Genomic DNA, 21,808 nt, shown 5'->3' with positions numbered 1-21,808 from the left:
CCCTGAATGCCTTCGAGCCCCATCATCACGCGCAGGAGCGAGCTTTTGCCGCTGCCGCTCGGGCCAATGATCACGAGTCGGTCATCTGCGCGCATGCTCAGATTCAGCTTGTCCATAACGACGAGTTTCTCGCCGTACGACTTATAAACATCCCTCAACTGGACGAAATCGCGCACCGTGGGAACCGGGCGGGTAACTGACCGGGCGTGGGACTGAGTTGCGGTGCTTCCGGAAAACGACATGAGAACTCTCTCCAACGGAGTGCGCAAACAGCGCTCGATGTACGGCCCAAACTCGTCGACATTCAACACCGTCCGCTCGCGACGCGCATCGCCGGTCGAGCGGTGATTCTGTTGCCAAACGGCGAGGCTTCCGCGCTCGCCGCTTTGCATCATTGCAATGGCTTACTTGCTCTGCGCAAGCACTGCTTGCACCGAGGTCTTGATCATTCGATCCACCTCACCCGACTTAATCTGCTGCTTGATGTAGTCATCAAGCACTTTGACATCGGTGGCCGGCGTATCCTTTTGGATCCCAAGGCAGATGGACTGCTGGGCGAGGTGCGGCATAGGCTGGAAGGTGGACACCCAGTCATGGTGCGCCTCAGCCAGGAGCATGTTGGTCGAATTGTCGTCGGCAAGCAGATCAGCCCGCTTCGACATCAGCGCCAGACGCGTCTCGTCATTACCCGGTAAACGCATGATGTTTGCCTGCTTGAGCGCTCCCGAAATAGCCTTGTCCTGCGCAGTGCCGGACATCACCGCAACGGAAAAATTCGGCTTGTCGATATCCGAAATCGACGAGATCGATTTCGGGAGCTTCGAATTCTTCTTGTTGTAGGTGAAGGTGACGTTATAGTCCGTCACGGCCGTCGAGAAGGAGATAGCCTTCCGACGCTCCGGCGTATCGTTGAGCGCCAGAGCGAGATCCCACTTGTCGGACTGCAGACCCGCGACAATGTTGTCCCAAGTCGTGTCGACGAATACGACCTTCACCTTCAGGACGTTTTGCCCAAAATTCCGGCACAACTCCGAAAAAGCCCCGCTATATTCGCCGGTCTTGGGATCCTTTATCACGTACGGAGGCGCAACGGCTGCACCACAGCGCAGCACACCTGCTTTCTTAACGCTTTGCCATGCTCCACCATCCTCTGCATGCGACGGGGCACTTGCGAAAAGCGCACCGAACATGGAAAAGCATACAGCCGCTCGACACACCGACTTAGATATCCGAATCATTATCAACCTCTCGATTAAAGGTAGTTACTTGGATGAGCCCGTAGCAAATCGTCAAACACCAAATAGGTGTGCAGTGTTGCACGCAACATAGAAGGACAAAACTCTCGCCATCAACGATCATTTGCCCAGTGATTCGCCGCACCAACGTCGAGCGAAATTCACTTCTGTGGAGATGCCGATCATTCAGTGATGGGCATCGACATCATGCTTTCAATCAGTCGCTTTCCTTCCCCGATGGCCCTCGCTGTCTTACGACTGACGAATAAGAACCAAGCCATCTTTCAAAAGCGCATCGCCTCCTCGGCACAGCGCCCGCCAAACCACTCAACCTCCACTGACCGCCAAGGAGCAAGACCGGGATAAGGAGCAGCCAATCCGTACGATCTGCGTACCGGTCTGCAGACTGACGCGGTACTTGCATGTGACCTCCAGCCATATGCATATTGTCGACCAAATGACGACATAGTCAACCGGAAAAATAAGCTGGCTTCCTCGTCAAACGCTCCACATCCTTCCTGGATAAGCCTCTGCCGTCGATTTTAGGGAAAACCCGATGCGAAAATATCCCTATATCAGCGCCCTTTGCTTGACACTTTTTCGGTACGATGCAAGGATATGTCGACATTAAGTCGACCATAAATCGGCAGATAGGGCCGCGCTACGGATTCAAAAGACACGTCATTCGCTCGCGCACGACTAGCGAAAAAGCAGGCTCAACCGACTGAGGTCGTCACGTTGACAAAGCGTGGAAGCTGGCTGGCCGTCCTAACGGCCGGGGCTGACAGAATCGAATGCGGCCGGCTCGTGCGGTCGATGTATCTCGTTTGCGAGCATCGACCCGCCCGAAGATTCAGTTGCTCACGACTGCCCCGTAGCAAATCATCATTTGACACACTGGAGGCTAGATGCCGATCATTCGCCTTGAAATGCTTACTGGTAGAACTCACGAGCAGAAGTCTGAACTCGCGGAGGTCTTGACGCGCGAAACAGCGCGCATTGCGAAATGCGCGCTTTCGGACGTGCAGCTTGTGATTACCGAGGTAGACCGCTCGATGTGGTCGGTGGGAGGAACACTGGCGGAGCCGAACCCGATACGTTCGACTGCACGGTAAACCCTTGCGCGTCGCAGTGGAATGCGACGCGCAAGGATCACACGACGCGGCTAATCGTGCTGGTTGTTTGCTACGGGCTCCGCAGTCACCAAGACTTGCATGGTTCTGCCTCGTCCAGCTGACACACCGACGTCGCAGCCGAAACCGCCGCACCCAAGAACGTTAATGTCGAAGGCTGCTCATTCGGCAGTCGTTGTCGACTTTTCTCGAGAGACCCGACGGTTGTAGGTAAGGGGCACACCTGCGGTAAGGTTACGGTCCATGAATTGCATGAATCGCCCCTTGAACTGCTCTGCGTGCCGATGCGCACACTCCTCAGCTTTGTCCGCATCGCCCCGTTCAATCGCATCGACGATATCGGTATGGTCTCTCGCCATCTCCTCGACGCTAATATCCGGATCCAGCGCCTTGAATTGGAAGTGAAGGTGCAGCATCCGCCGCCCTTCGTCGAGTAGCCGTCGGTAGAGGTCGGCGAAATATAGATTTCTTCCCGCCCGCGCGATTGTCATGTGAAAGTCGTAATTGGCCTCGATCATCGGAAGGCTATCGCGCAACTTGATGCTTGCAGCGATTGCTTTCTCATAGGCTTTTTGTTTTTCCTGGATCTTGGCGAGATCGGCTGCAGTACGATGCAGCGCGGCAAGACGCGTCGTGACGCGTTGCAACAAATCGAGCGCATCGAGAAATTCTGGGACACGAGCGAAGTCCATCGGCGTCACCACGGTGCTTCGATTGGCAAGAATCGTTACCAACCCGTCTCCGGAAAGGCGGACCAAAGCCTCCCGAACTGGCGAACGCGACATGTCAAAACGTTCGGCCAGCCCTACCTCGTCCAACGGCGTACCCGGCGCAAGCCTCATCGTAAGGATCTCGTTCCGCAGAGTCGTGTAAACCCGGGCTGCGCCTGTTTCTTTACCTGTCTGATTTGGGACTGGTGACCTGGCCATGTTGCGTTTCCTGAAATTCGGCTCGCGATGAAGTGACACTGTGCCCCATCAACGTGAGGTGTTCGGCACCCACAAGCTCACTTTGGTGATGCCCGCATCAGCTCGAATTGGCCATCCTAGCACATCCTGCCAATCGGCCCTGAGATACTGGAAAAACGACGCGCGCGTACCCGCCGGAATCAGCTTAACGTCGCCCCCAAGATATCCGCGCCCGCTTTGTCAGGGCTGGGCAGCGTACGACGAGTATGCTGTCGTGACAAGCCAGCCACAATCGATCGGCAGGGTCACCCCGGTAATGGCGGACGCCTCTGAAGAACACAGGAAGAAGATGGCGTTTGCTGCATCCGCAGGACTGACAAAGCGACGCAGCGCCGAATTCTGGATAACCGCATCCGGATCGCGCTCTCCTGAATCAATCCGGGCCTGCATTGCAGGAGTCAGCGTGTAACCCGGTGCCACGGCATTAACGCGCACGCCTTTAGGCCCCCACTCCGCCGCCATGATTTCCGTAAGCATCTTGAGCCCCGCCTTCCCGACTCCATAACCGATCTGTGCAGACGCCCTGAACGTCGTCAAAGAACACAGGTTGATAATCGATCCCCTTCCGCGTTCACACATCGCAGCGCCAAACGCGCGCGAAGCCACGAGAGTTCCCCGGACATTGACATTCATCAGCCGATCGAACTCGGCCAAATCCATCTCCAGCAGGCGCACCGCGTTCTGAAGGATGCCGCCCGAATTCACCAACGCATCCGGCACACCATAAGATTCAAGCACAGCACCCGCAAACTGCTTGATCGATTCATCGCTCGCGAGATCCACCGGATAAAAGACAACGTCGTGTCCCGCCTCACGTAACTCGCTGACAACCAGCTGTCCCCGGTCGGCATTGAGGTCGCCAACGACAACCCTCGAGCCGGCCGCCGCAAAGCGGCGAGCCGTAGCCTCGCCTATACCGCTAGCCCCGCCAGTCACAACAACAAGATGCGAATTAGTGCTCATGTTTGAACCTCAGTAAGTGCCTGCGTGCATCGGCTACGGCCAGTCCCGATAGATATCCGCACAACCAATCAGGTCTCGTCGGGCCACTTCACACTCAGACGATTTTTGCACAACCACAGTCGATCATATGTCGACAATACTCGAACTTCGGCCACTGGATGTCAAGAAATGTCGGCCGGTTCGCATGAAAAATCACAGCATGGTTTACCACTACACTGCGCCGATAATCCTTTAAACACGGGCGTTTTAGGCTACCACACCCCGTCTTTCGATTTTTGACCGGTTGACATTGTCGTCATTTAGTCGACAATGTGACCACATCGTTGTCTACCGTATGGAGGGCGATCGTGGCAGTTGTTAAGTGGATGCTTATTACGCCCATCGCAGCACTCGTGGCCGGCGGCCGGGTCAATGCTCTGGCGAACACGTCCGGCTGTCGGCAAGACGGGGTGAAACGTGCGGGTCTACGTCGTAGCGTTGTCATCGTGGCGCCATATCTGATCGGAGTCATCCGAAAGGTTCGGAACAGCGTGATATGTGCGGACCTTCGGCGTCGATTCGGCACAAAGGCCTTTAGCGGAAGAGGCGAGATGGTCCGCGAGATCTGGAAACGCTTCGTCGCCAGTCTGTTATCCGTGCGCGGGACGGCCGTGGTTTATCCCCGCCCAGCTTGGCACTACGAGATCGAGGTGCTTCACGATCGGGGCAACTCGAAGTTCCAAGCGGCATGCATGTCTCTCAGCAACGTCCACGAGGCTGAGACAGCGATTGCCCTAGCTGGCAGCACAGCTGCCGACCAGTTTCGTACGACGCGAGACAAGTCCTGCATGCAGGGATCGCGGCACCGAAATCAAAGCAGCAACTGGACGCGGCAACCCAAGATGTTCGTACTGGCATCCATTTTTACAATTCGGCATCCATAACGAATTACCTTTCGCATCAATACTGCGCAAACACTGGACGGATGAAATTATGGCAAGCGCACGCATCGGCGTAGATATCGGCGGCACGTTTACTGACCTCGTACTGCTCGACGACAAAGGTCAGGTTGCCTTCACGAAGGTTTCGTCGACCCCCGCGGCCCCCGAAGAGGCCGTTTTGACGGGTGTCGAACGCATTCTGAAGCAGGCGGGTCTCAAGACTGACGATGTCACGGAAATTCTCCACGGCACCACAGTCGGATCGAACACCATGCTCCAGAAGGTCGGAGCGAAGTGCGGCCTGATCACCACAAAGGGATTTCGCGATGTCCTGGAGATTGGTCGCGTCCGCACTCCCACGATGTTCGATTTGACGTGGGACAAGCCCGTTCCGCTCGTGGAGCGTCGTTATCGACTCGAAATCGACGAACGCACGCTCGCTTCCGGGGAAGTGGATCGCCAGACGCCTGTCGATGAGGTGCTGAAGGCCGGTGAATTTTTCAAAAGCGAAGGTGTCGAGTCCGTCGCGATCTGCTTCATCAACTCGTACAAGAATCGGGAAAACGAGGCGGTTGCACTGGCCGCATTCCAGGAGCACTTTCCCGAGATCAGCGTCACAGCGTCGATCTCCGTGCTGCCCGAGCTTCGCGAGTACGAACGCACGTCCACGACGGTCGTCAATGCCTATGTTCTGCCTGCGCTGCGGACCTATCTTCAGCGGCTCGAGAGCGGCCTCAAGCGTATCGGCGTGAAGGCTCCGCTGCTGGTGAGCAACTCGAACGGCGGTTTGTCCAGCGCCCGCATCGCGCAGGATACGCCAGTGTTTTTTATCTCGTCCGGCCGATCCGCCGGCGTGGTTGGCGCCGGACGCCTCGGCGAAGCGCGTCACGACACCGATCTCGTCGTCTTCGACATGGGCGGCACGACCGCATCGGCGTCGCTCATCCATGATGGCCAGTTGGCGCGGACCAACGAATACGAGTTCCGTGCCGGCATCTCCACGCCGAGCCGCTTCATCAAGGCCGGCGGTTACATGATGCGCGTCCCGACAATCGACGTCGCCGAGGTCGGCAGCGGCGCCGGCTCGATCGCCTGGATCGATGCAGGTGGGCTCCTGAATGTCGGTCCGATTTCGGCAGGCGCGTATCCGGGTCCTGTGTGCTATGGCATCGGCGGGGATCGTCCAACTGTGACCGACGCGAACGCAGTCCTGGGCTTCCTGCCACAACGGCTTGCCGGCGGAACGATGGAACTCAATCTGATGGCCGCGCGTGATGCGATCGGCGAGACCCTGGCCAAGCCGCTCGGCATCTCGATCGAAGAGGCGGCGGTCGGCATTCGCGAAGTCGTCAACGTGAACATGGCGCGCACCATCAAAGCGGTCACCGTGGAGCGCGGTGTGGACCCGCGCGACTTCACGCTGATGGCCTTCGGCGGCTCCGGTCCCGTTCACGCCTGTGACCTCGCCCGCACGCTCGAGATGAAGCGCGTCGTGTTCCCCGCCGCGCCGGGCGTGTTCACCGCGATGGGCATGCTCGCAGGCGCCGTGGAGCGCTACTTCGTACGCCCGTTCCTCGATCTTCTCGATACGCTCGATCTGGATGCGCTGGCGCTGAACGTCTCGGGAATGCGGGAGGAAGCGGCCAAGGCGCTCGCAGACGAAGGGTACACCGCCGATCGCATCCAGTGCGTGTTCGAACTGGACATGCGCTTCCGCGGTCAGGACTATGAAATCCCCGTACATATCCCCGCAACCCCGGACGAAAGCACACGGGAACAACTGCGCAATTGTTTCCTCGACGCCTATACGGCGATGTACGGATATGCGTCGAACGACGCGATCGAGTGTGCGAACGTGCGCCTCCTCGCCCGCGGAATCGCGACCAAAACGCTCGACTTCCGCGACATACGGAGCGCAGCATATTCAGCCGCAGAGCATAACCGTACCAGCCGTCGCGTCTATTTCAGCCGCGAGTCGGGTTGGGTCGATACGCCGATCGTTCCGCGCGCCCTCCTCGACAAGGAAATCATCGGCCCGGTCATTCTCGAAAGCTCGGATACGACGATTGTCATTCCGCCCGGCTGGCGCGTCAGCACTGACAAGGTCGGCAGTGTAATCGCATCGCTCGACTGAACCCCAAAGGAGTAGAACATGACACAACGTAAGGTCGACCCCATCACATTTGCTGTCGTCAAGAATGCACTGGATACGATCGTCGACGACATGGCATTTGCCGTGATGCGCACCGCACGGTCACCGATCATCCGCGACGTCCTTGACTATTCCGTGACGATGTGCGATGCAGCCGGCCGGATTCTCGCGCAGGCCAAGACTGTCGCGCTGCACCTCGGCGCGGTGCCGGACGCTGTCGATGTGGTCATCAAGAAGTTTTCGAACAATGTCCAGCCAGGCGACGTGATCATTTTCAATGACCCGTACGAAGGCGGCATGCACCTTCCGGACATTTTCATGTTCAAGCCGATCTTCTTTGAAGACAGGCTTCAAGGCTTCTCCGTCGTCATCGCGCACCATTGCGACGTGGGCGGTCGCGTTCCGGGTTCCAACGCTGCCGACTCCACCGAAATTTTCCAGGAAGGTTTGCGTATTCCGCCGACGAAGCTGTATACGCGGGGCGACGTGAACGAGACCCTGGTCAACATCATCAAGAAGAACGTACGTCTTCCCGACCTGGTGCTTGGCGACCTGGACGCACAGCTGGCCACGTGCAACATCGGCGAGCGTGAACTCGTGAAGATGATCCGGCGCTACGGCGAGGAAGACCTCCGCCAGTATTTCGATGAATTGCTGGACTACGGTGAACGTCTGACCCGGCAGGCCATCACGGCGTGGCCAGACGGCGTCTACGAGTTCACGGACTACATCGACAACGACGGTTTCTCCAAAGACGCGATTCCGATCAAGTGCGCGATCACGGTGAAAGGATCAAGCGTGTCGGTGGACTTTGCCGGTTCGTCTGCACAGGTGCGAGGCGCGATCAACTCGACGCTGTCCTTCGTGAAATCTGCAACCTATCTTGCCATCCGCTGCGCACTCGAAGCAGATGTGCCGAACAATGCCGGCGTCTATCGATGTATCGATATCACGGCACCCGAAGGGTCGATTCTGAATCCGCGGCTGCCCGCGCCCGTTGCCGCCCGTGCACTGACCGGCTACCGCGTGGTCGACTGCGTGTTCGGCGCCCTGTCGCAAATCGCACCGACCAAAGTCATGGCCGCTGGTGAAGGCGGAAACACCGTCATTGCGCTCAGCGGGTACGACAAGCAGGCCAGCGAGCCGTTCATCCTGGTGGACATGATCAACGGTGCCTGGGGCGGGCGCTTCAACAAGGACGGTATCGAAGGCGTGACGAATCCGTCTCAGAACATGTCGAACATGCCAATCGAAACGCTGGAAGCCCGCTACCCGATCGTCATGGAAGCGTACGGTTTCGCCGACGACTCTGGCGGCGCAGGCGAGTATCGCGGCGGACTCGGCCTCGTCCGGGAATACCGAATTCTTGCCGAAGAAGTCGTCGCCCAGATCCGCTCCGATCGCAGCGACCACGCACCCTATGGCCTCTTTGGCGGGTGCACGGGCGCCCCGTCGAAGAACTTCCTTCGAACGGAAGGAAAAACGGAGCCGCTCCCAAGCAAATTTACGATGACGCTCCATCGAGGCGCGACGATCCGTCACGAACAGGCTGGCGGAGGTGGCTACGGCGACCCGGCAAAGCGCTCACTCGATCTGATCGAGGCCGATCTTGCAAACGGAAAAATCACGCGAGAGTACGCGCAGAAGTTCCACAAGGTCGCGTTCAAGGGTGAAAAACTCGATCATGGCGCGTCCGCGAAATTGCGCGGCGCACAGGTGTGACGAGGCCCGAGATGAGCTTTGATCTTTCGCGATTTGCAATCAACCAGATCACGACGCCAAAGTGGTCGATGCCCGAGGCGCTGGAAGGATACAAGCGCCAGGGCGTGAGCGGCATCGCTGTCTGGCGCCACTTCCTGGAAGACTACGGCGTGGCACAGACACGCAAGCATCTTCGGGAATTGGAAATGTGGGTGCCGTCGCTGTGTACGAGCGAATGGCTCAACGTCTCGGTCGCCAGCAGCATGTCCGACGCGATCGATACCAACCGGCGATTGCTCGACGCAGCGGCTGAAATCGGCGCCGGCTGCCTGATGATGGTGGTCGGCGGGATGCCTCCGGATAGCAAGGACATCGCGGGCCAGCGCGCGCGGGTACGCGATGCACTCCTCGAGCTTGCCCCTCATGCGCGGAAAGTCGGCGTGAAGCTTGGCCTCGAGCCGCTGCATCCGATGTACGCAGGTGACCGTAGCGTCCTCAATTCCATCAAGGTGGCAAACGACCTCTGCGATGAACTCGGTGACGCTGCGGGACTTGTGCCGGACGTCTACCACTGCTGGTGGGATCCGATGTTCGAGACAGAAGTGAGACGTGCAGGCCCCGGCCGGATTCTCACGTTTCACTATTGCGACTGGCTGGTGCCGACGCGAAACCTCCGCGACCGCGGCATGGTCGGCGACGGTGTGGTCGACATTCAAAGCATCAAGGGGTGGCTTGACGACATCGGCTACACGGGACCGTTCGAACTCGAGATCTTCTCCGAGCTCGACTGGTGGGAGCGGCCGCCCGAGGAAACCACGCGCATTGCCATCGAGCGATGCGGTCCGTACGTGCAGCAGATCAATACTCGTGGAGGTCAATGATGGGCGCTAGTCTCGAACAGCGGTTGCGCAATCTCGGCATCGAACCTTCCCCTCCCGTCACCCCGGGGGCCAATTTTGCCGCGACCAAGCGGGTGGGCAATCTGCTCTACGTATCCGGCCAGGTTCCGGTGTCCGGCGGCGTAGACCAACACGTCGGCAAGCTTGGTGCAGATCTTTCCCTCGAAGAAGGGCAGGCAGCCGCACAAATCTGTGCGATCAATATTTTGTCGCAGGTCAATCAGGCGGTCGGCGGAGATTTTGATCACGTCGTCGGTTGCGTCCGGCTCGGCGGGTTTGTCAATGCGGCCGCTGATTTCAAGGACCACCCCAAGGTCCTGAATGGCGCATCGGATCTGATTATCGCGGTCCTGGGAGACGCTGGCCGCCATACACGCGCCGCGGTCGGATGCAACTCCCTTCCTCGCGGCGTAGCCGTGGAGGTTGACGCGATCTTCGAACTCGCTAGCCGGTAGTGTCTGCCAAGTGGAGCTGTTGCTGAACAGCTCCACCCCGACGCCCCTCACACGAATGGCCGCAGACAGGTACCGACCATCCAAAGTTATTTTCTCACCGGAAAAAAACCGAGTGTCCTAGCATGAAGAAGATTCGAAATACCAATGAAATCCTCTCGCATGGCGATGTGGCGTCCAAGCGAATCGTGGTCGAGATTGCCGACCGGACGCTCGAAAGGCTGGACAGCTATCAGCGGATCCGAAGCATCATGCGCATGGAGGGCGGCGTCCTGCATATCGGCACGCGCTCGTGGGATCTGGCGAAGAAGCGCAACGTTTATCTGATCGGCGCGGGCAAGGCCTGCAATCATATGGCAATGGCAGTCGATCACGTGTTGGGCGACCGCCTGACACGAGGGATCGCCATCGTCAAAATCAGCGAAGAAACAGACCAGTTCAATAAGACCGAAGTATTCGTTGGCGGGCATCCGCTGCCGAACGAAGAAGGTCATCGCGCATCGAAGAAGATCATCGATCTCGTCGATCAGGCTGGCCCCGACGATCTGTTCATTGCAGTAATCAGCGGCGGCAGCTCGGCACTGATGTCCTGTCCGATCGACGGCATCACCCTGCAGGATGAGATCGACACCACGGACGTACTGCTGAAATCCGGTGCGGGCATTTACGAAATCAATGCCGTGCGTCGCCATATCTCGGCCCTCAACGGCGGGATGTTGGCGAAGCGTATCCAAGCTGTCGGCGCCGAACTGATCGGTTTCGGCATCAGCGACGCGGTGGGCTCGCCTGCCACGGGCGATATCGCCGTACCGTATGCGGCCTATAAGAGCACGCCGATCGGCCCCGACATGACGACGCTGGACGACGCGCGCGCGACGATCATCAATCGCAATGTCGCGGATCGCCTGCCCAAGAGTGTCGTCGACTATTTGATGAGCGCAGGCCCGGAAGCGGAAACGCCCAAGGCGTTTCCCGACAACACCTATTTCCTGCTCAATACGCTGCCGGATTCCTGTATTTACGCGAAGGAAGTTTGTGAAGAGATGGGTATTCCGGCGATGATCGTGTCGTCCTTCCTCGAGGGCGAAAGCCGTGACGCCGGGACATTCTTTGCATCGATCGCGCGCGAGATCCAGACATACGGTAACCCGATCAAGCCTCCCTGTGTCCTGCTCAGTTCCGGCGAGGTCACGACGCTCATCGGCGACAACAGTGTGATCAAGGGCCATGGCGGCCCGGGCCAGGAAATGACCGTGAGCTTTGCGATCACGGCGGCCAAGACCAAGGGTGCCTGCCTGTTGTCGATCGATAGCGAAGGCACGGATGGCACGGCCAAGGTCGCCGGCGGCATCACCGATTCCACCAGCTTCGACGTCGCCGCCCAAAACGGGATCAGTCTGTATCAGACGCTGCGCGAGCATAGTTGCTTCGAGGCGCTCGACGCGATTGGTTCTACGGTCTTTACCGGCAACACAGGGACCAACTTGTGCGACCTGAACATTCTTTACGTTCCGGAACCGAACAAAGGGTAAGTCATATGGAAGACAAGATCGTATCCGTCCGGGCCCAACAGATCATCGACTGCAAATGCCGCCCCGCTGTCGAAGTCGAGATACGCACCGAAAGTGGTGCGATCGGCCGGGGCGCGGCGCCGACCGGTACCTCGGTGGGCATGCACGAGTCATTCGTCCTGCGTGACGACGACTCATCGACGTACAAGGGGCTCAGCGTTCATAAGGCCGTCGACATCGCTGTGAACGTCATTGGTCCGGCGCTGACCGGTATGAACGTGTTTGACCAGCGCGCGATCGATGAAAAGATGATCGCCCTCGACGGCACACCGGACAAAAGGCGACTCGGCGGCAACACGATCTACTCGGTATCGATTGCCGCTTTCCGTGCAGCGGCGGATGCCCGCTCGATCCCGCTTTACAACCATATTGCGAATGGCGATATCCGAACCGTGCCGGTCCCCTGCTTCAACGTGATCAATGGCGGGCGATACGACAAGCTGACTCAGGCATTCAACGAGTTCCTGATCGTACCCTACGGCACCGATTCCGTCGATTTCTCCATCGAGATGGCAGTAGCTGTCTTTCAGAAACTCGCCGATGTGCTGGCGGATTATCTGGGGCACAAGCCGCACACCGCCAGTTCCTACGGCTACGCCGCGCCCTCCGACGACCCCGAAATTGTCTTGACGCTGATGCAGAAGGCCATTGACGAGTGTGGCTATACGGGCAGGATTGCCTTCGCGCTCGATTGCGCATCGAGCGAAATGTATGACAAGGAAACCGGCACCTACCTGCTGAAAGGCAAACGGGTGTCATCTGACGAACTGATCGCCTACGCGAAATTCCTGACCGAAAGGTTCAACCTGGTCTTTATCGAGGATCTGCTCGATGAGAACGACTGGACCGGCTACAGCAACGCGGTTCGCGAACTCGGGCGCACCCTCGTGCTGGGCGACGATCTCACGGTGACCAACCTGGAATTGCTTCAGAAGGCTCACGAAATGCGCGCGGTGGATGGCTTCATTCTGAAACCCAATCAGGTCGGCACGATCACCGAGGCGATGGATGCATATCGATTTGCCGAAGAGCACGGAATGATCGCGGTGCCTTCCGGCCGCTCGGGTGGCGTCGTGGACGACGTCGTGATGGATTTTTCAGTCGGGCTCCGCGTCCCGTTTCAAAAAAATGGTGCGCCGCGCTCGGGCGAACGCATTGAAAAGCTGAATTTCCTGATGCGGGCGAATGCACGAATCCCCGGTTGCCGCCTCTATGACATTTCACCGCTGCTGAGATTCTGATGTGACGAATTCGCGTCAGCGATTTACACCTAATATCCCCCTTGAAAGAGGTTAGCCAAATGTACCCGAAGATCGACTTTCTCTATCTTTCCGAACCCGACATGATCGCAGCCGGCGTGCTGGACGCCGCGCGTTGCGTCTCCGTATGTGAGGAAACCTTCAGCCTGCTCGGCAAAGGCGATTATTTGATGGGCGGCGCGAATCACAACAACCACGGGATAAACATCGTTTTTCCGAAGGAGACGAAGTTTCCCAACATGCCCGTCGCAGGTCCGGACCGCCGCTTCGCCGCAATGCCTGGATATCTGGGTGGACGTTTCGACGTCTGCGGCAATAAATGGTACGGCTCGAATCACGCCAATGCCGAGAAGGGATTGCCCCGCTCGATTCTCACGATGATGTTGAACGACAAGGACACCGGCGCGCCCCTGGCGCTCATGTCGGCGAACCTCCTGAGTGCCGCACGAACCGGCGCTGTACCCGGCGTCGGTGCGAAGTACCTGGCCAACAAGGATGCGAAAACCGTATCGGTCATCGGCTGCGGACCGATCAACAAAGCATGCTTCACTGCGATAATGACCCAACTCGGCGCGGTCGAGAAGGTGATCTGCTTTGACGTTTTCCTGGACAAGGCAAACGAGTTTGCCCGCTGGGTCGAGGAGAAATACGGCATCAGCGCGATCGGCGTCGACGAGGCCGAAAAGGGCTTCCGTGATGCCGACGTCATCACCGTTGCCGCCTCGCGCCTGAAGCCGCTCTACTTCAAGGACGAGTGGATCAAGGACGGCGCGACCATTCTGGTATCGGGTCCGTTCAACACCGATGAATCCTTCCTGACCAGTTGCAAGATCGTCTTCGACCACACTCCGCTGCAGGAGGCGTATGTCGAGGATGCCATTGCGTCGGGCAACAAGGAAGCCTACTACAACGGAGTTATCGGCGGCCCGTTCTACCGACTGATCGATGCCGGAAAATTGCCCGCACTGGCGGATTCGACTGGTCTCGGCGACGTCGTCAATGGCGTGAAACCCGGCCGGGAAAACGCGAAAGAACGGGTGATTTTCATCGCCTGCGGCATGTCCGTTTTCGACATCAGTTGGGGCTTCGAAATGTACAAGAACGCGACGCAACAGGGGATCGGTCAATCCTTGAATCTCTGGGAAAAACCCAGCGGATTTTGACTTGACCTCCCCCGGTAGCTCCCGGCTTCTCCAGGGGGCTACCGTATTCGCCCGCGCACGCCCGAATACGTAGTCACGCTAGTTCGGTGAATTTGCTTGCTGACGAAGCTCTCGACCAGTCTGTTGCACTACGTACCTCTGACGAGCACCGCCCACAGCAATATCACGCCCCACTTTCGAATATAAGGTCTCATGTCAGTCGATCAAGCAAGTCAATCCTGCGTGGTCGCGATCGACCGTGCCCATCACGATGACCTGTATCGCAAGGTCACCGCACGCCTGATTACGCTCTTCTTACTCTGCTTTTTCGCTGCCTACCTGGATCGGATCAACATCGGCCTGGCAAAACTCCAGATGCTCGATGCCCTCAGTTTCAGCGACAGCATCTACGGCCTTGGGGCAGGACTCTTCTTCGCCGGCTACATCGCATTCGAAATACCGAGCAACTTAATCCTGCAAAAGGTCGGCGCCAAGGTCTGGATCGCGCGCGTCATGATCACGTGGGGCGTCCTGTCCGGTGCAACCATGCTGGTGAAAACGCCGGTCCAGTTCTACGTCGTCCGCTTCCTGCTGGGCGTCGCCGAGGCCGGATTTGTTCCGGGCGTCTTGCTGTATCTGTCGCAGTGGTTCCCCTATGATCGGCGGGGTCGCATCGTTGCGCTATTCATGATTGCCATGCCGCTATCGAGCATGATCGGCAATCCAGTCTCCGGGTGGATTATGAATGCCATGAATGGCTTGCGTGGCCTCGGTGGCTGGCAGTGGCTGTTCCTCCTGGAGGCATTACCGTCCATAGCACTCGGCTTCTTCGTTCTTTGGTGGCTTCCGAACAACATTGAAAGGACCTCGTGGCTCGACATCGGCGAGAAACGTATTCTCCGCGCGAACCTCGATCGCGACGCGGCCGGCGAGAAACTCTCGTCGCTGCCCCACGTATTCATTGACAGGCGGCTGTGGACACTCGGTCTCATCGACGTTTGCGTGATGATCGGCGTGTACGCTACCGGCTTCTGGCTGCCGTCGATACTGCACGACACAGGTGTACATGATCCGCTTGAGATCGGCCTGTGGATGGTGATTCCGAACGCGGCGGCGGTGATCGGCATGTTGCTTTGTGGGCTCAGTTCCGATCGCGCACGCGAGCGTCGATGGCACATGGCCGTTCCTTGCCTCGTTGCAGGCTGCGGACTGTTTCTGGCCGCAGTCGCTCCTCACACTACCGGTATGACGGTGCTTCTCTTCACGCTGATCAACGCAGGCGCGGCTGCAACGATACCGGTCCTCTGGACGTTACCGCCAACCTTTCTCACGGGGACCGGCGCGGCTGGCGGTATCGCCATGATCACTTCACTCGCAAACCTGGGCGGATTCATTGGAACGTATCTTCTGGGCTGGCTAAAAGATGAGTTTCACTCCCAGAGTGTAGGGCTGTGCGGGTTCGGTCTGTGCATGCTGCTCGGATGCGCGCTGGCACTTTCCTACCCCGAGCAGAAGCGTAATTCGGCATTCAATGAGCGGGCTTGACAGTTATCGCTTGACAGCCTACCTATCGCAATAAGCTCGAACGGGAATACACATCGCCAGTGCCTGTGCCAGGAAAACACGATAAGTTGGCTTCATCGTAAGCGATCGACAGCCGACGTCTCTCACAAAGTGAGGTGTTCGTATAATGTGGCGCTTGCAAGCGTTACCTCTGCAAGCCCCTCATATCTGTCCATCGTTGGGGAAGCTGTGCTGCATAAGAACAAAGGTGTCACTACGAGCAGGGAGACGCATCGCCCAGCTCCATTCTTTGCCACGCCCCTCGGGCGCCCTACGACGGCGTTGCTTGCGACCTGTCTATGGGGAAGTGCGTTCCCAGTCGTCAAGGTCGGCTATCGATTACTTAGCATTCCTCGCGGCAATACGTTTCTACAGATCGAGTTCGCAGGCTATCGCTTTGTGATCGCATCGATATTCCTGCTGGCACTTACGCTTTTCTCTCATCGTTCGCTGCCTACTTTTGACCGACGGACGTTCTGTGCTGTCGTCCGCGTGGGATTCGCTCAAACGTTCTTGCAATACACATTTTTCTATGCAGGCATCGCGCTTAGTACCGGCACAGAAGGAGCGATCATTGCAGGTACAGTCACATTCTTTCAGTTGGGCTTGGCTCACCTGATGCATGCCGACGATCGCATGACCGCGTCCAAGGCAACGGCAGCTGTGATAGGATTTTCCGGAATTGTGCTCTATCACGTGATGGCAAACGGTGACGTGTTCACATTAGGTTGGGGTGAAGCGCTGATGTTGCTTGCGATGTTCTCCGGGGCATTGGGTAACATGCTAAGCAAACAGGCTGCGCCTGCGATTCTTCCCGTGTTGTCGCTTACAGCAATTCAAATGCTGCTTGGCGGCATTGGACTTGTCGTAGTCGGTGCATGGAAGACGGGCATTATGCCATTCAGGTTCTCGGTCCAGTCTGGTCTTGTGCTCGGCTATCTCGCAGTCGTGTCTGCAGTGAGCTTTTTGCTTTGGAACAACTTGATGTCCTATAACAAGGCAGGGACCGTTTCCGTCTATTTGCTTCTTGTTCCAATATTCGGTGTTTCGCTTTCGTCGTTACTGCTCGGCGAGCCGTTGCACTGGTATGTCGTCCCGGCCCTTGCGATGATCGCGGTTGGCATCGCGATGACACACGTCGGATCAATCGGCCGCCGCGCCTTCCCGGTAAGCACAGACTAACCAGTATGCGATTGAACAAGCGCTGACGTTCAATCGCACTTGGCCGCCCATCGTTTGATTTCTTCTTCCATCTTCGTGCTCATGTGTCAGTCCTCTACGGTTAACACCTGAGCAGGAATTCAGTGGGTCATTACAATCGACTACAGCGCCCGAACAATACCGCCGTCCACGCGGATGTTTTGTCCGGTGATGTACCCAGCCCCGTCCGACAACAGAAACCCTACCGTTTTGGCCACTTCCTGGACCTTCCCGAAACGCTGCATCGGAATCCGGGCCACGATCTCGCGGGTCTCCGGCCAACTGTCGATGAAGCCCGGGAGAATTGAATTGATGCGGATGTTCTCGGCCGCGTAGCGCTCCGCGTAGAGGCGGGTGAACGAACTCAGCGCGGCACGCAGCACGGACGACATCGGCATTGCCTGCTCCGGCGCATCGGCAGCGAAGCTGGAAATATTCACGACAGCCCCGCCCCCGTGGGCCTGAAAAACGGGCGTCACACGACGCAGCAGGCGCGCGACATTCAGAACGATCAGGTCGAGAGCCGCATGCCACGATGCGTCCTCGATCGACAGCAGATCGCCTTTGGGAGGATGGCCGGTATTATTGACGACCGCGTCTATTCGACCGTACTTCTCGAGTGCCTGGCGCACCAGCCGATCGAGATCGGCCTCCTGAGTCACGGACCCCTGGATGCCGAAACCACCAAGTTCATCTGCGAGTGCAACAGCGCTATTCGATGGTGACATCAGTGCCACCTGATAGCCCGTCGCAGCGAGCTCTCTCGCGATGGCGGCACCCATACCCTTGCCTGCCGCCGTGATGAGCGCTACTTTTCGTTGCGTCATTTCTCTCTCCATCAATGCGTTCGGAGGAACGATCGAAGAAACCCTCAGTCGATTATCCAGTTTGCGTGACTAAACCGCCATCGACTCCAGCGTGTTTTGCTTCATGTAATCGAGGAAGCGCTTCTGGAACAGCATCGTATGTTCGTGCGCCGCTCGCTCGGCACCATCGGCGTCGCGCTTCGCAATGGCGTCGATGATCTCGAGGTGGTCACGATCGAGCTTCGATGCGGTAGGTGAATTGACGGTGTAGTCGAAGTGCAGATGAAGCAGGCGCTGCCCTTCCCCCAACAACCGTTCGTAGTAACCGAGGAAATAAGGATTGTTCGCCGCCTGAGCGATCGCAATGTGAAACGCCTTGTTCGTCTCGGACATCGCCTGGAAATCGCCGCTGTCGATCGCCTTCATGTAGACGTCGTCAGCGTGACGAATCCGCGCGAGGTCCGCGTCCGTCCGGTGAGTGGCCGCGAGACGCGTCACTGCCCGCTGAATCAGGTCGAGCGCGGAGACGTATTTCGGGAACTCCTCGATTTCAAACGGCGTGACGAGCGTCGTCCGGTTCGGCAGGATCGTGACCAACCCCTCGCTGATCAATCGAGCCAGCGCGTCACGCACCGGCGAGCGGGACAGGCCGAACTGGGCGGCGAGCGAGATTTCGTCCAATGGCGCACCGGGCTTCAGCTTCAGCGTCAGGATCTGCCTGCGCAGCTCCTCGTAGACATACCTCCCGCCATGTCGGCGCGTCCCCCCTTCCCCTCCGTCGACCGATTTGTTCATGATGTCATCCCCCTTGTTTCTACTCTGGAACGCCGGATTTGATGTCGGATTTATCATCGTGCCTAATCGCCGAAGCCAGACAGCCCGTTGATGACCTTGCCGACTTCACCTTCGCAATGCACGTCGACGATCTGCAGCGTTTTCTTCCAGCGCACGATGTCTCCCGACCGTTACTTGATATACCAGCCCCATGGCTTGTCACTGTCGTAGCGCGTGATCTGCTTGATCTCCAGATAGTTGTTCAAGCCCCACTCACCGAGCTCACGGCCGATGCCGCTATGCTTGTAGCCGCCCCACGGCGCTTCGGTGAAGGTCGGCTGCGAGCAGTTGATCCACACGATGCCGGCGCGCAGTGCGTGCGCTACGCGTTCGCAGCGCGCGGCGTCACGCGACATCACCGCCGCGGCAAGCCCGAAGCGCGAATCGTTCGCCGAACGCACCGCTTCGGCCTCGTCGTCGAACGGCCGGATGCAGACGACCGGCCCGAAGATTTCCTCGCGCCAGATCCAGCTATTTTCCGGCACGTCGGCAAACACGACCGGCTCCATAAAATAGCCGCTGTCGAGATGCGCGGGCCGCGCGCCGCCGGTCACGAGCCGCGCGCCTTCCGCCTTGCCGCGCTCGACGGCGGCCAGCACCTTCTCGTACTGCCCCCCGCTGACGATCGGACCAAGCAACACGCCTTCCGTCAGACCATCGCCGATCGCGATCTTGCGCGTTTCCTCTTCGAGCCGCGCGAGCAGCCGGTCGTAGAGGCCGCGCTGCACGAGCACGCGCGATGTCGCCGAGCACACCTCGCCCTGATTCCAGAAAATGCCGAACATGATCCACTCGACCGCGGTGTCGATTTCGCTGTCGTCGAACACGATGAACGGCGACTTCCCGCCCAGCTCGAGACTCACGTTCTTGATGTCGCGCGCGGCGGCCTGCATGACCCGGCTGCCGGTCGGCACGCTGCCGGTAAACGCGAGCTTGTCGATGTCCGGGTGCTCGGCCAGCGGCGCGCCCGCGTCCGGCCCGAGGCCTGGGACGACGTTCAGCACGCCTGAGGGGAGTTCGGCTTTCGATGCGATGTCGGCCAGCTCGAGCGAGGTCAGCGGCGTCAGCTCGGACGGTTTCAGCACCATCGTGCAGCCTGCGGCCAGCGCAGGCGCGACCTTCCACGCGGCCATTAGCATCGGGAAATTCCACGGGATGATCGCGCCGGCGACACCGACCGGTTCCTTGCGCGCGACCGAACTGAAGCGGTCGTCGGCAAGCTTCACGGGCTGCTCCGCATTCGCGTCGAGCTGCTCCGCGAGGTCCGCATAGAACTCGAAGCAGCCCGCGGCATCCCCGAGATCCCACAGCGCTTCCGGCAGCGGCTTGCCGTTGTCGCGCACTTCGATCGTCGCGAGCTCGTCGAGACGGTCGCGGATGCCTTTCCCGATCTTCCTCAGGATGGCGCCGCGCTCGGCACCGCTCATGCGCGGCCACGGACCTTCGTCGAATGCCCGCCGAGCGGCTTTGACCGCCAGATCGATGTCCTCCGCCGTCGCCGCGGCGACATCCGCAATCACGGTTTCGTTGCTAGGGTTGATCGTCTGAAACGCGCCGCCTTTGACCGGCGCGACCCAGCGGCCGTCAATGAAAAGCTGGTCGTACGAATTCATGAATTCACTCTCTTCAAGCAAAGCGATATGCGCTGAACGGCGCGAGATCCGGTTTCGTCTGGCGCTCCGCGACCAGATCACCGATCAGGCGGCCAGTCGTCGCGCCGCGGGTGAGCCCGAGCTGCCTGTGGCCCAACGCCCCTCGATGTTCGGTTAGACGGCATCCTGGCCGCTTTGCAGACGCATAAGCGACTCGACACGCCCGACGATTCCGTCTCGTCATTTCGCTCGTCTCATTTGGCCGGCGCCGACACCTAACCGTGCCGGCGCCACCGGCATTACGCCTGCGAAGCCTCGAAAACCTTGCGAAACTCAGCCTTTTCCACATCGCTCAGCGGCTGCAGCGGCGCGCGCGCGTTGCCGACCTTGAAGCCCGCGAGTTCGCAGCCATACTTCACCTTCTGGATGAACTTGCCCGCTTCCATGCTGGCCATCACCGGGAACAGCGAGATCATCACTTCCTGCGCGCCACGGATGTCGCCGGCCGTGAACGTGTCGTAGAAGTCGACGACTTGCTTCGCGAAGCAGTTCGCCGGCCCGCAGATCCAGCTGCTCGCCCCCCACAGGAAGAAGTCGAGCGCCTGGTCGTCCGAGCCGCACGACAGCTGATAGTGATCCTGGTACTTCGTGCCGATCTCGATCGCGCGCAGCAGGTTGCCGCTGCTTTCCTTGATGCCAATCACGCGCGGATTGTCCTTGAACGCGTCGAGCACGCCGTAGCCGACTTCGACGTTGGTCCGAACCGGGTAGTTGTACAGGATCACGTTCACATCCGGCACCGCGGCGAGAATCGCCTGATAGTGGCCGATCAGTTCGTCCTGCGACGGCAGCGCGTAGTATGGCGGCGCGATCAGCACGTTCATGTAGCCCGCGTCGCGCGTCTGCTGCACCTGCTCGATCACTTCGCGCGTGGACGAGCCGTTCGCGCCCGCGATCAGGATGCCGCGATCGCCGACGACTTCGCGCACGGTCTTCATCACCGCGCGACGCTCTTCGTTCGTCAGCGCGTAGTATTCGCCCGTCGACCCGAGCGGAACAAAACCTTTGACGCCAGCCTTGAGCTGAAACTCGAGGATGTCGGCGAGCGTGTCGTGATCGACGGCGCCCGACGCATTGAACGGCGTGACGAGGGCGGGCAGGATACCTTTCAGTTGCATGGGGATGTCTCCAGCGTGACAACAGGGATTAATAGGCAAAGCGCCTGAGCAGCCGCGATTCCACGACGCCGACGAGGCGCGTCAGCGGAAACGCGACGACGAAATAGACGATCGCGACGGTCGTCAGGAATTCGACGGGATGCGCGGTGCTGTTCGAGATGTTCTGTCCAACGAACATCAGATCCGCGACGCCGACCGACGAAATGAGCGCGCTCTCCTTGAACAGGCTCACGACGTTCG

General features: G+C 58.8%; 18 protein-coding genes and 1 pseudogene. 10 read left to right on the top strand and 9 right to left on the bottom strand.

The window, feature by feature from the left end:
- Positions 1-395: ATP-binding cassette domain-containing protein (locus PTE30175_RS28920; RefSeq protein ID WP_224789007.1), on the bottom strand; the 395-nt coding region annotated here is incomplete at its 3' end.
- Between the two features lie 9 nt (positions 396-404).
- Positions 405-1,190, bottom strand: coding sequence for a transporter substrate-binding domain-containing protein (locus tag PTE30175_RS27435; protein ID WP_224789006.1), 786 nt, complete (start codon positions 1,188-1,190; stop codon positions 405-407).
- Positions 1,191-2,143: 953 nt separating this feature from the next.
- Between PTE30175_RS27435 and PTE30175_RS27430 the strand changes: the two genes are divergently transcribed.
- A complete protein-coding gene (locus tag PTE30175_RS27430) occupies positions 2,144-2,350 on the top strand; it encodes a tautomerase family protein (RefSeq protein WP_150700235.1) in 207 nt (68 codons plus the stop codon).
- Between the two features lie 179 nt (positions 2,351-2,529).
- Here PTE30175_RS27430 and PTE30175_RS27425 read toward each other — a convergent pair whose 3' ends face one another.
- Together PTE30175_RS27425 and PTE30175_RS27420 are read right to left on the bottom strand one after the other, a co-directional pair.
- On the bottom strand, positions 2,530-3,297 hold the full coding sequence (locus tag PTE30175_RS27425) for a GntR family transcriptional regulator (RefSeq protein WP_150700234.1): 768 nt from the start codon (positions 3,295-3,297) through the stop codon (positions 2,530-2,532).
- A gap of 219 nt (positions 3,298-3,516) precedes the next feature.
- Positions 3,517-4,299: an SDR family NAD(P)-dependent oxidoreductase gene (locus PTE30175_RS27420; protein ID WP_150700233.1), complete on the bottom strand. Its 783-nt coding sequence runs from the start codon at positions 4,297-4,299 to the stop codon at positions 3,517-3,519.
- A 972-nt stretch (positions 4,300-5,271) separates the two neighbouring features.
- Here PTE30175_RS27420 and PTE30175_RS27415 point away from each other — a divergent pair.
- The 9 genes from PTE30175_RS27415 (at position 5,272) to PTE30175_RS27375 (ending at position 17,140) form a co-directional block, all read left to right on the top strand.
- Positions 5,272-7,353 carry a hydantoinase/oxoprolinase family protein gene (locus tag PTE30175_RS27415; protein WP_150700232.1) on the top strand — a complete coding sequence of 694 codons (2,082 nt, stop codon included), beginning with the start codon at positions 5,272-5,274 and terminating at the stop codon, positions 7,351-7,353.
- 18 nt (positions 7,354-7,371) lie between these two features.
- Positions 7,372-9,093 carry a hydantoinase B/oxoprolinase family protein gene (locus tag PTE30175_RS27410; protein WP_150700231.1) on the top strand — a complete coding sequence of 574 codons (1,722 nt, stop codon included), beginning with the start codon at positions 7,372-7,374 and terminating at the stop codon, positions 9,091-9,093.
- A gap of 11 nt (positions 9,094-9,104) precedes the next feature.
- Positions 9,105-9,953, top strand: coding sequence for a sugar phosphate isomerase/epimerase family protein (locus PTE30175_RS27405; RefSeq protein WP_150700230.1), 849 nt, complete (start codon positions 9,105-9,107; stop codon positions 9,951-9,953).
- Entirely contained in the window at positions 9,950-10,426 is a 477-nt protein-coding gene (locus PTE30175_RS27400) for a RidA family protein (protein WP_224789005.1), read from the top strand. Before PTE30175_RS27405 ends, PTE30175_RS27400 begins: the two co-directional genes overlap by 4 nt.
- 122 nt (positions 10,427-10,548) lie before the next feature.
- On the top strand, positions 10,549-11,955 hold the full coding sequence (locus PTE30175_RS27395) for a glycerate kinase type-2 family protein (RefSeq protein WP_150700229.1): 1,407 nt from the start codon (positions 10,549-10,551) through the stop codon (positions 11,953-11,955).
- Between the two features lie 5 nt (positions 11,956-11,960).
- Positions 11,961-13,235: a phosphopyruvate hydratase gene (gene eno, locus PTE30175_RS27390; RefSeq protein WP_150700228.1), complete on the top strand. Its 1,275-nt coding sequence runs from the start codon at positions 11,961-11,963 to the stop codon at positions 13,233-13,235.
- A gap of 59 nt (positions 13,236-13,294) precedes the next feature.
- Positions 13,295-14,416 carry a tyramine oxidase subunit B gene (locus PTE30175_RS27385; RefSeq protein ID WP_150700227.1) on the top strand — a complete coding sequence of 374 codons (1,122 nt, stop codon included), beginning with the start codon at positions 13,295-13,297 and terminating at the stop codon, positions 14,414-14,416.
- A gap of 192 nt (positions 14,417-14,608) precedes the next feature.
- Positions 14,609-15,940 carry an MFS transporter gene (locus tag PTE30175_RS27380; protein WP_150700226.1) on the top strand — a complete coding sequence of 444 codons (1,332 nt, stop codon included), beginning with the start codon at positions 14,609-14,611 and terminating at the stop codon, positions 15,938-15,940.
- A gap of 207 nt (positions 15,941-16,147) precedes the next feature.
- The gene (locus tag PTE30175_RS27375) at positions 16,148-17,140 is read left to right on the top strand and encodes a DMT family transporter (RefSeq protein ID WP_150700225.1); all 993 of its coding nucleotides are present in this window, start codon (positions 16,148-16,150) and stop codon (positions 17,138-17,140) included.
- Positions 17,141-17,280: 140 nt separating this feature from the next.
- On the opposite strand, the gene PTE30175_RS27370 is transcribed toward PTE30175_RS27375, so the two are convergent.
- The 5 genes and pseudogenes from PTE30175_RS27370 to PTE30175_RS27345 all read right to left on the bottom strand — a co-directional run.
- On the bottom strand, positions 17,281-17,985 hold the full coding sequence (locus tag PTE30175_RS27370) for an SDR family oxidoreductase (RefSeq protein WP_150700237.1): 705 nt from the start codon (positions 17,983-17,985) through the stop codon (positions 17,281-17,283).
- 69 nt (positions 17,986-18,054) lie between these two features.
- Positions 18,055-18,759 carry a GntR family transcriptional regulator gene (locus PTE30175_RS27365; protein WP_224789004.1) on the bottom strand — a complete coding sequence of 235 codons (705 nt, stop codon included), beginning with the start codon at positions 18,757-18,759 and terminating at the stop codon, positions 18,055-18,057.
- A gap of 170 nt (positions 18,760-18,929) precedes the next feature.
- Positions 18,930-20,411: an aldehyde dehydrogenase family protein gene (locus tag PTE30175_RS27360; protein WP_150700223.1), complete on the bottom strand. Its 1,482-nt coding sequence runs from the start codon at positions 20,409-20,411 to the stop codon at positions 18,930-18,932.
- Between the two features lie 278 nt (positions 20,412-20,689).
- Positions 20,690-21,568 carry a dihydrodipicolinate synthase family protein gene (locus PTE30175_RS27350; protein WP_150700221.1) on the bottom strand — a complete coding sequence of 293 codons (879 nt, stop codon included), beginning with the start codon at positions 21,566-21,568 and terminating at the stop codon, positions 20,690-20,692.
- Positions 21,569-21,596: 28 nt separating this feature from the next.
- Positions 21,597-21,808: pseudogene (locus PTE30175_RS27345) on the bottom strand (amino acid ABC transporter permease); the annotation flags it as partial.

Origin of the sequence: Pandoraea terrae, from assembly GCF_902459695.1 — a bacterium.
GTDB lineage: Bacteria > Pseudomonadota > Gammaproteobacteria > Burkholderiales > Burkholderiaceae > Pandoraea > Pandoraea terrae.
The sequence above is the reverse complement of the archived record's forward strand: the minus strand, read 5'-3'. Positions and strand labels throughout refer to the sequence as shown.